This window comes from Pseudoduganella namucuonensis (assembly GCF_900116645.1).
GTDB classification, from domain to species: Bacteria; Pseudomonadota; Gammaproteobacteria; order Burkholderiales; family Burkholderiaceae_D; genus Rugamonas; species Rugamonas namucuonensis.
On the sequence record NZ_FPBO01000001.1, the window covers coordinates 319,924 to 332,573 of the forward strand.

Annotated in this window: 13 protein-coding genes; 4 read left to right on the forward strand and 9 right to left on the reverse strand. The window is 69.7% G+C overall.

The features are described from left to right. Positions 1-135: 135 nt before the first annotated feature. From yacG to BM436_RS01420, 4 genes are all read right to left on the reverse strand, one after another. Positions 136-306 carry a DNA gyrase inhibitor YacG gene (gene yacG / locus BM436_RS01405; RefSeq protein WP_093553006.1) on the reverse strand — a complete coding sequence of 57 codons (171 nt, stop codon included), beginning with the start codon at positions 304-306 and terminating at the stop codon, positions 136-138. A 10-nt stretch (positions 307-316) separates the two neighbouring features. Continuing rightward, on the reverse strand, positions 317-1,072 hold the full coding sequence (gene zapD, locus BM436_RS01410; RefSeq protein ID WP_093552693.1) for a cell division protein ZapD: 756 nt from the start codon (positions 1,070-1,072) through the stop codon (positions 317-319). Between the two features lie 63 nt (positions 1,073-1,135). Then, positions 1,136-1,780: a dephospho-CoA kinase gene (coaE, locus tag BM436_RS01415; RefSeq protein WP_093552695.1), complete on the reverse strand. Its 645-nt coding sequence runs from the start codon at positions 1,778-1,780 to the stop codon at positions 1,136-1,138. Next, positions 1,780-2,649, reverse strand: a complete 870-nt coding sequence (locus BM436_RS01420; RefSeq protein WP_093552697.1) for a prepilin peptidase — start codon at positions 2,647-2,649, stop codon at positions 1,780-1,782. The genes coaE and BM436_RS01420 overlap by 1 nt, the downstream gene beginning before the upstream one ends. Before the next feature lie 99 nt (positions 2,650-2,748). On the opposite strand from BM436_RS01420, the gene pcaC reads away from it, so the two are divergent. After that, on the forward strand, positions 2,749-3,120 hold the full coding sequence (pcaC, locus tag BM436_RS01425; RefSeq protein ID WP_093552699.1) for a 4-carboxymuconolactone decarboxylase: 372 nt from the start codon (positions 2,749-2,751) through the stop codon (positions 3,118-3,120). A gap of 6 nt (positions 3,121-3,126) precedes the next feature. On the opposite strand, the gene BM436_RS01430 is transcribed toward pcaC, so the two are convergent. From BM436_RS01430 to BM436_RS01440, 3 genes are all read right to left on the reverse strand, one after another. After that, on the reverse strand, positions 3,127-3,843 hold the full coding sequence (locus BM436_RS01430) for a hypothetical protein (protein ID WP_093552701.1): 717 nt from the start codon (positions 3,841-3,843) through the stop codon (positions 3,127-3,129). A 3-nt stretch (positions 3,844-3,846) separates the two neighbouring features. Continuing rightward, complete coding sequence (locus BM436_RS01435; RefSeq protein ID WP_093552703.1) at positions 3,847-4,809, reverse strand: hypothetical protein; 963 nt, start codon at positions 4,807-4,809, stop codon at positions 3,847-3,849. A 95-nt stretch (positions 4,810-4,904) separates the two neighbouring features. Next, on the reverse strand, positions 4,905-5,348 hold the full coding sequence (locus BM436_RS01440; protein WP_093552705.1) for a hypothetical protein: 444 nt from the start codon (positions 5,346-5,348) through the stop codon (positions 4,905-4,907). A 222-nt stretch (positions 5,349-5,570) separates the two neighbouring features. Here BM436_RS01440 and BM436_RS01445 point away from each other — a divergent pair, with 222 nt between their 5' ends. Then, positions 5,571-7,139, forward strand: a complete 1,569-nt coding sequence (locus BM436_RS01445; RefSeq protein WP_093552707.1) for a sigma-54-dependent transcriptional regulator — start codon at positions 5,571-5,573, stop codon at positions 7,137-7,139. A gap of 21 nt (positions 7,140-7,160) precedes the next feature. On the opposite strand, the gene BM436_RS01450 is transcribed toward BM436_RS01445, so the two are convergent. Next, complete coding sequence (locus BM436_RS01450) at positions 7,161-7,769, reverse strand: hypothetical protein (protein ID WP_093552709.1); 609 nt, start codon at positions 7,767-7,769, stop codon at positions 7,161-7,163. Beyond that, positions 7,766-10,018: a serine/threonine-protein kinase gene (locus BM436_RS01455; protein WP_093552711.1), complete on the reverse strand. Its 2,253-nt coding sequence runs from the start codon at positions 10,016-10,018 to the stop codon at positions 7,766-7,768. Before BM436_RS01455 ends, BM436_RS01450 begins: the two co-directional genes overlap by 4 nt. Positions 10,019-10,212: 194 nt before the next feature. Between BM436_RS01455 and cynS the strand changes: the two genes are divergently transcribed. Both cynS and BM436_RS37650 read left to right on the forward strand, forming a co-directional pair. After that, entirely contained in the window at positions 10,213-10,683 is a 471-nt protein-coding gene (cynS, locus tag BM436_RS01460) for a cyanase (protein ID WP_093552713.1), read from the forward strand. A 175-nt stretch (positions 10,684-10,858) separates the two neighbouring features. Continuing rightward, a complete protein-coding gene (locus BM436_RS37650; RefSeq protein WP_093552715.1) occupies positions 10,859-12,628 on the forward strand; it encodes an extracellular catalytic domain type 2 short-chain-length polyhydroxyalkanoate depolymerase in 1,770 nt (589 codons plus the stop codon). Positions 12,629-12,650: the final 22 nt, after the last annotated feature.

The window sequence follows — 12,650 nt, forward strand, 5'->3', positions numbered from 1 at the left end:
GCTTTTCGCCGCGCGGCAACGCCTTCCCAGTGGGACGCGGCTGTCCGCGGCGGAAAAACGCCCTGGGCTTTTATTGCCGCATGGGAAAAATAGCCCTGGGCGCTTATTGGGGCGCCTAGTGGGCGGGGCGGTGGCTTATTCTTCGTCGAGAGGATCGACGGGGGGCGGGACGGGGATGGCGTATTTTTCCTCGGCCCAGGCGCCCAGGTCGATTTGCTTGCAGCGCTCGGAACAGAAGGGGCGGTATTTGTTCTTTTCGGTCCACTCCACCTTGGCGGAGCAGGTCGGGCATTCAACTACGGTCATGGCGTTCACTTCAAAAATTGCAGAGCGTGAGCTCGAACGGGACATCCTCTTCCAGCGGCTTGGGCTTCAGGTCGCCGCCTTGCGTGGTGAACCTCACCCACAGCATGTATTTGTTGGCGGAGATCTCCGGGATCGCCCCCGTCGCCTCGTCCAGCGTCAGCCTCAGCATTTGATAGACCTTGCCTTGGAGCATTTGCTGGTAGCTGCCGGTGTTGGCGATCATTTTCACAGGACCGCCGGAATCGCGCAATAGCCGCAGCACCAGCGCCAGCGCGTCGAACAGCGGCGCCAGCGGACCGAACCAGCCGGCGATGTCGTTGAAGCGCTGCTCGGCGCCGCGCTTTTGCCAGGCGTAGTAGGACGGCAGGTCGAATTCGCAGGCGCCGCCGGGGATGATGGTGCGGCCCCGTATGCTCATCAGCCATTCGTTGTCGCGGATGTTTTGCCCAGTCTTGCCTTGCGCCGCCACCAGCGCGCCGCTGACGGCGTCCAGCTCGGACAGGATGGCGTCCAAGGTCTCGGCCTGCACATTGGGATTGGAGCGGTAGCCCAGCAGGCTTTGCCGCTGGCGCTCCAGCTCCTGCAGCAGGTCCGACTTCAGGTCGGCGCGGCCGGCCACTTCGAGCATGTCGAAGATCGTCGCCAGGGCGACGTGATGCTGCATCGGATGTTCTTGATGGACAAAGAACTTGAATTTCTCATACAGGTCTTCCAGCCGCAACAACGTGCGTATGCGCTCGTTGAAAGGGTATTCGTAGACAATCAAAATGACTTCCCTCTAAAGATGGGCCTGAAAGAATTCCGTGATTCTGAACCAAGCGAAGCAAAATTACAAACGTTGCGCAGGTATTGTTATCGTTCCTGCGGAAATTGCCAGGTATAAATCGTGTAATCGCGCAATTTGCGGTGCCAATGCCGCGATTTCGCCGCCATTGTCTATGACATCGTCCGCCGCCGCCAGGCGCGTCGGGCGCGTTACCTGGGCCGCCATGATGGCCAGCACCTGGCTTTCCGGCAGGCCGTTGCGCGCCATCACGCGCGCCACTTGCACTTCTTCCGGGCAATCTACCACCAGCACGCGGTTTACCCGCGCACGCCAGTTGCCGGACTCGACCAGCAGCGGCACCGCGAAGATCACGTAGGGACCGGTGGCCGCCGCGCCGGCCGCGTCGGTGGCCTCGCGGATGCGCGGGTGCAGGATGGCCTCCAGCCGCGCCTTGGCGCCGCTGTCGGAGAACACCAGCGCGCGCATTTTCGCACGGTCCATGGCGCCATGCGCGTCCGCGTAGCCGGGGCCGAACTCGGCCAGGATGGCCGGCATGGCTGGACCGTTCGGGCCGGTCAGCGCGTGGGCGATGCGGTCGGTGTCGACGATGCTGGCGCCGCGCTCGGCGAACATGTCGGCCACCAGGCTTTTGCCGCTGCCGATGCCGCCGGTCAGGCCGATGTGAAGTTTACCCGCCCCGCTGGCCATCAGTGCCCCAGCAGGCTTTGCGTGAACCCGGCCAGCGGGCCGCCGAACAGCAGCGCGATCATGCCGGCGGCCGCCAGGTAGGGGCCGAAGGGGATCGGGTTGTTGCGTCCGCGCTTGGCGAACACCATCAGGCAGATGCCGACCACGGCGCCCACGATCGAGGACAGCAGGATGATGGTCGGCAGCATGGTCCAGCCCAGCCAGGCGCCCAGCGCGGCCAGCAGTTTGAAGTCGCCGTAGCCCATGCCCTCCTTGCCGGTCACCAGCTTGAACAGCCAGTAGACGCTCCACAGCGCCAGGTAGCCGGCCGCCGCGCCGATCACGGCGTCCTGCAGCGGCACGAACAGGCCGTTGATGTTGAGCAGCAGGCCGGCCCACAGCAGGGGCAGCGTGAGGTCGTCCGGCAGCAGCTGGGTGTCGGCGTCGATGAAGGTCATGGCGATCAGCATATAGGCGAAGCACAGCGAGGCCAGCCCCATCCAGCCGCTGCCGAAGTGCCACACCAGCACCGCCGACAGCGCGCCCGTCAGCGCCTCGATGACGGGGTAGCGCGGCGAGATCTTCGCCTTGCAGTTGCTGCACTTGCCGCCCAGGACCAGGTAGCTCACCACGGGGATGTTTTCCAGCGCCGTGATCTGGTGCTGGCAATGCGGGCAGGCCGAGCGCGGCGCCACCAGGTTGTAGCGCGTCGTGTGCGGCAACTCCTTGCCCGATTCGGAGGCGACATAGTTGTCCGACTCGCGCTGCATCATGATGGGGATGCGGTGGATCACCACGTTCAGGAAACTGCCGATCAGCAGACCGAATATGCCGGCCACGATGGCCGGAAGCAGGGACGCGGGCGGGGCGAACAACAGGATGTCTTGCATCGATCAGGTTCCGTTTGGGGATGGTTGCAGTAGTATAAGGCAGTGCCTGCCGCCAAGGGAGGCTTACTCGCAACTAACACGACCAAGAGGGGAGCCAGGATGGATCAGCAGTATGAAGAGGGTTTGAAGACGCGCCAGCGGGTGATGGGCGAGCCCTTCGTCGAGCGCGCGTTCGCCGCCGCCACCGATTTCACGCGGCCGCTGCAGGACTACATCACGCGCGAGGCCTGGGGCACGGTGTGGCAGCGCGACGGCCTGGACCTGAAGACGCGCAGCATCGTCACCGTCTCCATGCTGGTGGCGATGGGCCGCGCCCACGAGCTGAAAGGCCATGTGCGCGGCGCCCTGAACAACGGGGTGACGGTGGCGGAACTGCAGGAGATCCTGCTGCACGCCACCGTGTATTGCGGGGTGCCGGTGGCGGCCGAGGCCTTCCGCGCCGCGCAGGAGGTGCTGGAACAGGCGGCTTGAGCGTCCTCAGCCGTTGTTGATCAGCAGCGGCGCCAGCTCGTCTCCCGCGCCCACGCCCTGGCCCCACGCCCAGCAGCCCCAGTCCCAGCCTTGGTTGATGTCGAAGCCCACGGCGTGGGCCGTTTCGCCGTCGGCCATGCGCACCAACAGGCCGGCCGACGAGCCCGGCGCTCCGCCCGCCGGCGCGGTGCCGGCCAGCTTGGGCACCGCCTGGCCGGGTTGCCACGCCTCGGTCGAGAAGGCCAGCAACACGAGCCCGGACGGCCGCAGCGCCTGCGACGTTTCGCCGTACAGGTGGAAGCGCGCCAGCCGCCGGTAGCCGCCATCCCCGGCCGGCTCCGCCAGCCCGGTGTACAGCGAGCTGGTGGTGTAGTTCAGGACGCTGATGGCGTCCGCCGCGCCGGCCCGGGCGACGCTGCCATCCCCGTCGTCTTGGGTGACGCTGACCGTGTCGCCGGGCGCCGTGTCGAAATAGAACACGGACGGCGCGTCGTCGCCGGCCACGCAAGTCCAGGCGGCCAGCCCGGCCCCCCAGGTGATGACCATCTCCTGGGCGAGCTCGGCGAAGGCGCGCCAGACCAGCACCTGCCCTTCCGGGCCGCCGGCGTCCGCGCCCCGGAAGGCGTAGAGGCGGAAGTCCGACTGCCGCAGCGCGGCGACGGTGGCGTCGGACAGCTGGAGGGAGATCTGGTACACGCTGGCCTCGCCGTCAAGGACCGGCATGGCTCAGGCCGCCAGCGCCAGGCGGCGGCCGGGCAGGGCGCGCACCTCGGACTGGGAGGTGTCCACCAGCAGCGGCGCCAGCGCATAGTTGGCCGGGAACTGTTGGCCCCAGCTGAAACCGCCCCAGCTCCAGCCGTTGTTGCTGTCGTAGCTGATGCCGGCGCGGCTTTCCACGCCCGTCAGGTCGACCAGGATGCCGCGGCTGAGCGAGCGCTCCAGCACCACGCCGGTGTCGACGGTGCCGCTGGCGAACATCAGGAACACCTTTTCCTCGGGGATGATGATGTCCAGCATGCCGCCCATCAGATTGAAGGCGCAGATGGGCTGGGCCGCGCCGCCGATGTCGGGCGCTTGCGAAATGCCGCAGGTGAACGAACGGTTGCTCATGTTCTGGACCGAAATGGCGTTGGGCTGGCCGCTGGACACCACGGTCCCGATGCCCGAATCGGCCACCTGCATGGACTCGCCGATCGTGATGGGCTGGGAGTTGCTGCTGTCGATCTGGCCCTTGGGAACGAAGGCTTGCAGCGAGGCGTAGGCCTCGTAGTCCTCGGTCCAGTTCAGCGTGTTGGTGGTGATGAAGTCGGTGGTGCTGAACCAGGTGACCGGCACCGCGCCCCCGGGCGGCGTGCCGGGCGACTTCACGCCCTTGAACGCCACCAGCGAATAGCCCTGCATGGCGTTCACCGTGGCCTCGCTCATGGTGAAGCTGAGGCTGTAGGGCGTGCCGTCGTCGCGGACGCTGAGCGCGCCGTTGGGCGACGAGATCCGCACCTTGATTTTCAGTTTGGTGGCGGCCCGTTGCAGGTTCAGCAGGTACATGGCTGTGTCGCCGTCGGCGCGGTAGCCGCCGTTGCCGGCCAGGCGGTCGTAGACGAAGGCGTTGTCGTGGTAGCCCGCCGTCTGGATGATGAGCTTGACCTGGTTCAGTTCGATGGTGTTGGAAAAGAAATCATAGGTGTGCATGATGTGCTCCTTCAGTGTGGTTGTTGGTCGGCCGGCTGTGGGGCGCCGGTGAACACATGGTGCGCCGCGCCCGGCCGGCGAGCCATGACGGCCGCTTACGCCGCATTACAGGCGATGACGTCGGGCCCGCACACGCCCTCCAGGCGCGAGCCGCGCAGGATCTGGAACGGCACCGAGCCCAGCCGCAGCTCGCCGCGGCGGCGCTCGACCACGTCCGGCAGCGTGGCGCCGTCGGGCAGGGCGCGCGCGATCTGGCTGCGCGCGCGGTGGATCTGGATGTTCAGGTGGGACGGGTCGAGGCCCAGCATGCGCGACAGCTGGTCCAGCTGTATCCAGCCCTGGCTGCTGGGGTCCAGGCCCTGGCGCGCGTCGTCCATGCGGCGCCGCGCCAGCGTGAGCAGGCTGTAGTGGTGGGCGCGCTCGCCCAGGTCCAGCTCGGCGCGGGCGCCCAGCGCGATCCTGAGGTAGGCGTGTTCTTCGTTGAGGCTGACCTGGAAGCGCAGCAGCGGCTGCGCGGTGGTGCTGTCGTCGGTGTTCATGGCGAGCTCCTGTAATGGGAAGGGAACCGGGCGGGCCGGGCTTGCCCTTGTCGCTACAAGTTCCATGCCAGGCCGTCCACGCCGGCGCGCACGGGCTCGCGGGGCGCGGCGGGCCTGGGCGAGGGCGCACGGCGTGTCAGCGGGCGTGTCAACCGCGGGCCGTTGACACGCCCGCTGACACGCGTGCCATAATCGAAAGACCAGCCCCTTTCCCATGCGCGCATGCCGATTCCCGACGATCCGGACGACACCCTGACCCAGCCGCTGTGGACGGCCGCGCCCGCCGCCGCGCCGCTGCTGGGCGTGACGGTGTTGTGGCATCCGGAATGGACGCGCGTGGGCGAGCAGTTTGTCGGCCTGGGCGGCGCGGGCGAACTGGAGCTCAGCCGCTACGCGCCCGTGTTCTCCCGGCCCGGCGCGCCGGGCTTGCCGCTGGGGCACCGCGGTGTCACGCGCGAGCCGCTCACGCTGCGCCGCGACCGCGCCGGCAATGTCACCCTGGTTCCGCCGCCGTCCGCGCGCATGCTGATCGAATTGAACGGCGCTCCGCTGGCCGGACCGCGCGTGCTGGCCGAGGCCGATATCGGGGCGGGCGTCGTGCTTTGCCTGGGCGGCGCGGTGCTGCTGTGCCTGCATTGGATGCCGGCGCTGCCGCGCGCCGGCGGCGTGCCCGGCATGCTGGGCGTCGGCGGGTGCGCGCTGCGCGTGCGCGCCCAGATCGCGCAGGCGGCGGCCACCGACCTGCCGGTGCTGCTGCTGGGGGAAACCGGCAGCGGCAAGGAGGTGGCCGCGCGCGCCATCCACGCCGCCAGCGCGCGCCGGGGCGGGCCGCTGGTGGCGGTCAACATGGCGACGCTGCAGGAGACGCTGGCCGCCGCCGAGCTGTTCGGCGCCAGCAAGGGCGCCTATACCGGCGCGCAGCAGGCGCGCGGCGGCCTGTTCGGCGCGGCGGCTGGCGGCACCCTGTTCCTGGACGAGATCGGCGCGACGCCGGCGGCGGTGCAGCCCATGCTGCTGCGGGTGCTGGAAAGCGGCGAGTACCGCGCGGTCGGCAGCGCCCAGGCGCAACGCTCGTCGGCGCGGCTGGTGGCGGCCACCGACCTGCGGCTCGACGCGGAGGAGGGCGCGGGCTTCAGCCAGCCCTTGCTGCGCAGGCTGGAGGGCTATGTGCTGCACATGCCGCCGTTGCGGCGGCGGCGCGAGGACATCGGCTTGCTGGTCGCGCATTTCGCGGCCGCGCGCCTGGAGCGCCACGGGGTCGCGGGCTTGCCGCTGCAAGCGGTGGGCGCGTGGTGCCTGGCGGACTGGCCCGGCAATGTGCGCCAGCTGGAGAACGTGGTGCGGCGCGCGCTGCTGGCGCTGGACGCGGGCGAGGCGCTGCCGCCGGAGCTGCTGCCGGCGCCGCGCGGCCCGGGAGCCGCGCCGGAATCGACGCCGCAATCGACGCGGGAGCCGGTCGCGGAATCGGCGCCGGCATCGGCCGCGGCGCCGTCGCGCACGGTGCTGGAGGAGGTCAGCGAACAGGCGGTGCTGGAGGCGATGCGCCGGGGCGGCTGGCAGATACGGGCCGCCGCGCAGGCGCTGGGCGTGTCGCGCCCGTCCATGTACAAGCTGCTGGCGCGCCATCCGCAGATCCGTCCGGCGCACGCCATCCCGCGCGCGGAACTGGAGCAGGCCCTGCTGCGCAACGGCCAGGACCTGGCGCGCTGCGCGGCCGAACTGCAGACGCCCGGCGAGCCGCTGCGCCGGCACCTTCGCGCACAGGGACTGGCCGCCCGGGGCCGTGGCTGAAGCCGCCCCCGCCCCCGCTTTCTACTTGCGCGGCTGCGTGCGGCGCCCGCCGCCGTCGGTGGGATGGCCGCCGTCGCCGACCTCGCTCTCGGGATCGAAGTAATACACCCGCCGCACCGGCTCCCGTCCCGCGAAGGCCAGCTCCACCGTCAGGTAGAACGACAGGTCCCAGCGGCCCGGCGCCTTCGCCACCGTCAGGAAGCCGTCCGATTGCAGCCCGTACATGCTGTAGCCGGGCTGCCGCAGGCGCTCGGCGAACGCGGACTGGCCCAGCGCGGGTTCGGGGCTGAAGCCCTCCATCAGCACGCAGGCGCCGGTGGCGCCGTCGAACGGCGAAGGCGAGGCGAAGCGGACCGCCTCGCCGGGCGTCAGCCGCGTGATCTGCGGCCGGGTCAGGATGGCGCACTCGATCACCTTGAAGCCATCGAAGCCGGACGCCTTGCTGCCGAAGGCCAGTATCTCCACCGACAGCTGCTCCTTGGGATTGAACAGGATGGCGCCGGCGTTGCCGCCATACCAGGGCAGCGAATTCGGCTCGAATTGCCAGTTCAGTTGGCTGCTGAGCTGCTGCGCGTCGAACGACACGCTCAGGGTGCATTGCTCGGGATCTTGGCTCGATTCTTGGGTCATTTTGCGCTTTCCAGTAGGTGTGACAGGTAACGGGCATCGCGCCGCGGCGCGATGAGGTCGGGTTCGGCGTCGATCAGCTTGCCGGGATATCCAAGCGTCCGCGCGCGCACCAGGCAGGCGACGGCGGCGTCGCGCCGGCCCGCCAGCTCGTACGCGACGGCCGCCCGAAACTGGATGTCGGCGCTGGCCGGGGCGCGTTCGAGCGCGCCGTCGGTCCACGCCAGCGCCGCCGCCGGCGGCGGCAAATGGGCCAGGTACAGTCCCATGCGCGACAGCAGCACGGCGTCGGCCCGCGGCCTGGACGCCTCCGGCGCCAGCAGCGCCACCGCGCGCCGGTACGCCTGTTGCGAATCGGCCTGGCGTCCCGGCAGCCAGCGCAGCGCGTCGGCCAGGTTGGCCCATTTCAGGTAGTCGCCCGGATTGCCCTTGGCGCCGGAGGCCGCGTGCTGGAAGGCCTGCGCGGCGCCGGCGTAGTCGCCGCGCGCGAACAGCGTCGTGCCCAGGTTGCTGTAGAGGCGGCCGTTCGGACGCAGCTGCAGGCCCTGCTGCAGCACTTGCAGCGCCTCCTCGTCGCGGCCCAGGCGCAACAGGGCCGCGTTCAGGTTGGCGTAGGCGTACACGGCGTCCGGCTCGAGCCGCAGGCTGTGGCGGAAGGCCGCCTCCGCGCGGGCATAGTCGCCCTGCTGGAAATACAGCGTGCCCAGCTGGTCGGCGAAGCGGCGCTCGCGCGGCCAGCGCCGCTGCGCCTCCAGCAGCAACTCCTCCGCCTCGCCGTGGCGCCGCATGGCCAGCAGCAGGTTGCCCTGGCCGGCCAGCGCGTGCGGCGCGCCGGGATCGAGCTTCAGCGCGCGCGCGTAGCTGGCGGCGGCGGCCTGGTGCTCGCCGGCCAGCCGGGCCGCGTCGCCCGCCGCGGCGTGGGCCAGCGCCAGCTGGTCGTCCAGCAGCAAGGCCTGTTGCGCGCCGGCGCGCGCCAGTTGCAGCCAGGCCGGGTCGCGCCCGTCGCCGCTGTAGCGCAGGCTGTGGGCCAGCGACAGCGCGGCCGCGGCGGCGGCGTGCCTGGGATTGTGCCGCAGCACGGACGAGAACGATGCGACGGCGGTGTCGAGGCTGCCGTCGCGGTCGAAGCCGTGCAGCGCCGCCATGCCCGCCCGCATGGCGGCCGTTTCGCTGAACGGCGCCGCCGCCGGTCGCTCCGGCGCAGACGGCGCGCGCCACGGCGCCAACGCCAGCAGGCCCGCCGTCAACGCGACCGCCGCCAGCGCCAGCGCGGCGCGCGGCGGCCAGGACCGCCGCCCTTGTAAAGCGGCCAGGAATGCGGCCGGCGCGGTGGCCAGGGCGGTGGCCGGCGAGGGGGCGAGGGGGGAGGCAAGGGGACCTGCGAGGGGGACTGCGAGGGGGCCTCCGAAAGCGGCCCGGCCCCGCAGCGCCGCGATGCGCGACCACGCCTCCCGCATCGTCGGGGGACGGTGGGCGGGATCGTGCGCAGTCAGTTCGCGTATCAGGCGCGCCAGCGCGGGATCGGCGCCGTCCGGTATGGGCCAGGCGTCCGGCGCCGGCTGCATCAGCGCGGCCGCGAGGGCCAGGCCCTGCAGCTCGGGATAGGGGCGGGCGCCGGTGGCCAGTTCGTACAGCACCACGCCCAGCGCGTAGATGTCGGACCGCACGCTGGACGGTTTGCCGGCCAGCCGCTCCGGCGCCATGTAGGCGATGGTGCCTTGCGGGTCGGCGCCGGCGGTGGAGCCGGTCGCCAGCGGGTCGAGGTGGCGGGCCAAGCCGAAGTCGAGGATGCGCGGCGCGCCGCCCGGCTCGAGGATGATGTTGGAGGGTTTGAGGTCGCCATGGATCAGGCCGGACGCGTGCGCCACCGCCATGGCCTCGGCGATCTGCGCCGCCACGGCCAGCGGGTCGGCGCCGTCCAGCGTGCGCTCGCGCAGGCACTGGCGCAGCGTTTTGCCGCGCACCAGCTCCATCACGATATAGGGATTGTCCTCCTGCCCGCCCACGTCGAACACGTGCACGAAGGCGCGGTGCGCCAGCGACGCGCTGAGCCTGGCCTCGCGCAGCAGCGCGCCGGGCGGCAGCGCCGCGGCCTGCTTGAGCCGCTTGATCGCCACGCAGCGCTGCAGGCGCTCGTCCCAGGCCTCGAACACCTGGCCATAGCCCCCTTCGCCGAGCGGCCGGCGCAGCTGGTAGTGACCCAGCATGACCGCGTCCGGCAACTCTTGGGTCGTAAGGTTGGCAGGCTGCATGGCTGGTCCGGCGGGTGGGGGGCTGGCAGCAATTTAACCATAGATGCGATTGCAAATATATAACTTTGTCGTTTTTCTATCTCAACAATATTGGGCACGCGGCTTGCTAATCCTCATCCTGAACGCGGTTTTTTCCGCGCGGGGCCGCGCCGGCCCCGGCGGATGCACCAATCCACCACCCAAAAGGAGGCATCATGCACCAATCCCAGCATTCCCCGGACGCCCGCCAGCAACTGACCGAGGCCATCGTGATCGCCAAGCTGCGCAAGAAGCTGAGCTGGCAGGACCTGGCCGAGGGCACCGGCCTCAGCCTGCCGTACGTGACGGCCGCGCTGCTGGGCCAGCATCCGCTGCCGCCAGAGGCGGCCATGATGGTGGCCGACCGCCTGCAGCTCAGCGAGGACGCCGCGCTGCTGCTGCAGACGATACCGCTGCGCGGCAGCATCCCCGGCGGCGTGCCCACCGATCCCACCATCTACCGCTTTTACGAGATGGTGCAGGTGTACGGCTCGACCCTGAAGGCGCTGGTGCACGAGCAGTTCGGCGACGGCATCATCAGCGCCATCAACTTCAAGCTTGATATCCAAAAAGTGGAGGACCCGGAGGGCGGGTCGCGCGCGGTGATCACGCTGGACGGCAAGTTCCTGCCCTATAAACCGTTCTGACGGGGACGGGAACACCGTAGAACTACGAGGTTCGCGGCGTGCGCTGATTTCCCCTCTACTATCGAATTTCCCTGCGGGAGCAGGGTCCAAGGGATAGCCCGACCCCTTGTCCCGGCTCCCGCCGGCCGCGTGGCAGCCGCCGCGACGGACAGAAAACGATAACCGGAGATCACCCATGAACCATCGCTTCAGGTATGCCCGCGTCCGCCGTTTCCCCCGCGGTTTTCCCAGCCTCGCCATCCTCGCCTGTTCCCTGCTGGCCGCCAGCCTGCAGGCGCGGGCCGCGCCGGTGGCGCTGCCGTCGTACAACGTCGACATCGGCAAGAGCTCGGTCTCCGGCCTGTCCTCGGGCGGCTTCATGGCGGTGCAGTTGCACGTCGCCTTTTCCGCCACCTTCAAGGCCGGCGCCGGCGTCGTCGCGGGCGGTCCCTACTACTGCGCGCAGGGCGCCGTGGGCACCGCGACCGGTCCCTGCATGGCGGCCACGGCCGCCAGCAAGCCCGCCACCGCCACGCTGGTCTCCACCACCAACAGCTGGGCCAGCCAGGGGCTGATCGACCCCACCAGCAACCTGGCCGCCTCCAAGGTCTACCTGTACTCGGGCACCGTGGACAGCACCGTCAAGCAGCTGGTGATGAACGAGGCGGAGACCTACTACAAGAACTACATCGGCAGCGCCAACATCTTCTACAAGAAGGACCTGGCGTCCGAGCACGCGATGGTGACCGACTACTTCGGCAGCGCCTGCAGCGTCAAGGCCAGCCCCTACATCAACAACTGCAATTTCGACCTGGCCGGCGAAATCCTCAAATGGATCTACGGTCCGCTGAACCCCAGGAACACCGGCGCGCTGGGCGGCAGCTTCGTGGAATTCAACCAGGCCGAGTTCATCGCCAGTCCCGCCAGCCACGGCATGGCCGCCAGCGGCTGGGCCTATGTGCCGGCCAGCTGCGGCGCCAACCAGCAGTGCAAGGTCCACGTGGCCGTGCACGGCTGCCAGCAGGACCCGACCAAGATCCAGGACAAGTACTACCGCAACACCGGCTACAACAAGTGGGCGGACACCAACGACATCATCGTGCTGTATCCGCAGACCGCGCCCAGCAGCACCGGCAATCCGAACGGCTGCTGGGACTGGTGGGGCTACGACGACGCGAGCTACGCCAAGAAGAGCGGGCGCCAGATGGTGGCGATCAAGGCCATGGTCGAGCGCGTTGCGGCGGGCTATACCGCGCTGCCGGCGCCCACCGGCCTGAACGTCACCGGCGTCGGCGACAGCACGGTGTCGCTGGGCTGGAGCGCCGTGTCCGGCGCGGCCGGCTACAACGTCTACCGTTCGGGCACCAAGGTCAACGCCGCCACCGTGGCCGGGCTGGCCTACACCGACACCGGCCTGGCCTCCGGCAGCGCCTACAGCTACACGGTGAAGGCGGTCACGGCGGGCGGTTCGACGGGCGCCGAGTCGGCGCCGGTCAACGCCACCACCACCGGCAGTCCGCCGCCGCTGGCGGTCCCGGCCAACCTCGCCGTCACCGGCCAGACCGGCAACGCCGTGTCGCTGTCCTGGAGCGCCGCCAGCGGGGCCACCGGCTACCACGTGTACCGCGACGGGACCAAGCTCAACGCCAGCCCGACCGCGGCCACCAGCTACACCGACACCGGCCTCGTCCCGTCCACCAGCTACGGCTACGCGGTGACCGCGTACGCGGCGGGCAGGGAAAGCGCCCTGTCGGCGCCGGTGACGGCCACCACCACGTCCGGCTTCGTATGCGCCGCCACCACCTCCAGCAATTACGCGCACGTGACGGCGGGCAGGGCGGTCAACAGCGGCGGCTACGCGCTGGCCAAGGGCTCGAACCAGAACATGGGGCTGAACAACACGTTCTACACCACCACGCTGGCGCAGACCTCGGCGGGCTACTACGTGATCGGCAATTGCCCGTGACGTCGGCGCGCCGCGCTTAGGC

Excerpts from the sequence above, each read along its gene's own strand:
- yacG (WP_093553006.1), bottom strand. The coding sequence starts at position 306 with ATGACCGTAGTTGAATGCCCGACCTGCTCCGCCAAGGTGGAGTGGACC.
- coaE (WP_093552695.1), bottom strand. The coding sequence starts at position 1,780 with ATGGCCAGCGGGGCGGGTAAACTTCACATCGGCCTGACCGGCGGCATC.
- BM436_RS01420 (WP_093552697.1), bottom strand. The coding sequence starts at position 2,649 with ATGCAAGACATCCTGTTGTTCGCCCCGCCCGCGTCCCTGCTTCCGGCC.
- pcaC (WP_093552699.1), top strand. The coding sequence starts at position 2,749 with ATGGATCAGCAGTATGAAGAGGGTTTGAAGACGCGCCAGCGGGTGATG.
- BM436_RS01430 (WP_093552701.1), bottom strand. The coding sequence starts at position 3,843 with ATGCCGGTCCTTGACGGCGAGGCCAGCGTGTACCAGATCTCCCTCCAG.
- BM436_RS01435 (WP_093552703.1), bottom strand. The coding sequence starts at position 4,809 with ATGCACACCTATGATTTCTTTTCCAACACCATCGAACTGAACCAGGTC.
- BM436_RS01440 (WP_093552705.1), bottom strand. The coding sequence starts at position 5,348 with ATGAACACCGACGACAGCACCACCGCGCAGCCGCTGCTGCGCTTCCAG.
- BM436_RS01445 (WP_093552707.1), top strand. The coding sequence starts at position 5,571 with ATGCCGATTCCCGACGATCCGGACGACACCCTGACCCAGCCGCTGTGG.
- BM436_RS01450 (WP_093552709.1), bottom strand. The coding sequence starts at position 7,769 with ATGACCCAAGAATCGAGCCAAGATCCCGAGCAATGCACCCTGAGCGTG.
- BM436_RS01455 (WP_093552711.1), bottom strand. The coding sequence starts at position 10,018 with ATGCAGCCTGCCAACCTTACGACCCAAGAGTTGCCGGACGCGGTCATG.
- cynS (WP_093552713.1), top strand. The coding sequence starts at position 10,213 with ATGCACCAATCCCAGCATTCCCCGGACGCCCGCCAGCAACTGACCGAG.
- BM436_RS37650 (WP_093552715.1), top strand. The coding sequence starts at position 10,859 with ATGAACCATCGCTTCAGGTATGCCCGCGTCCGCCGTTTCCCCCGCGGT.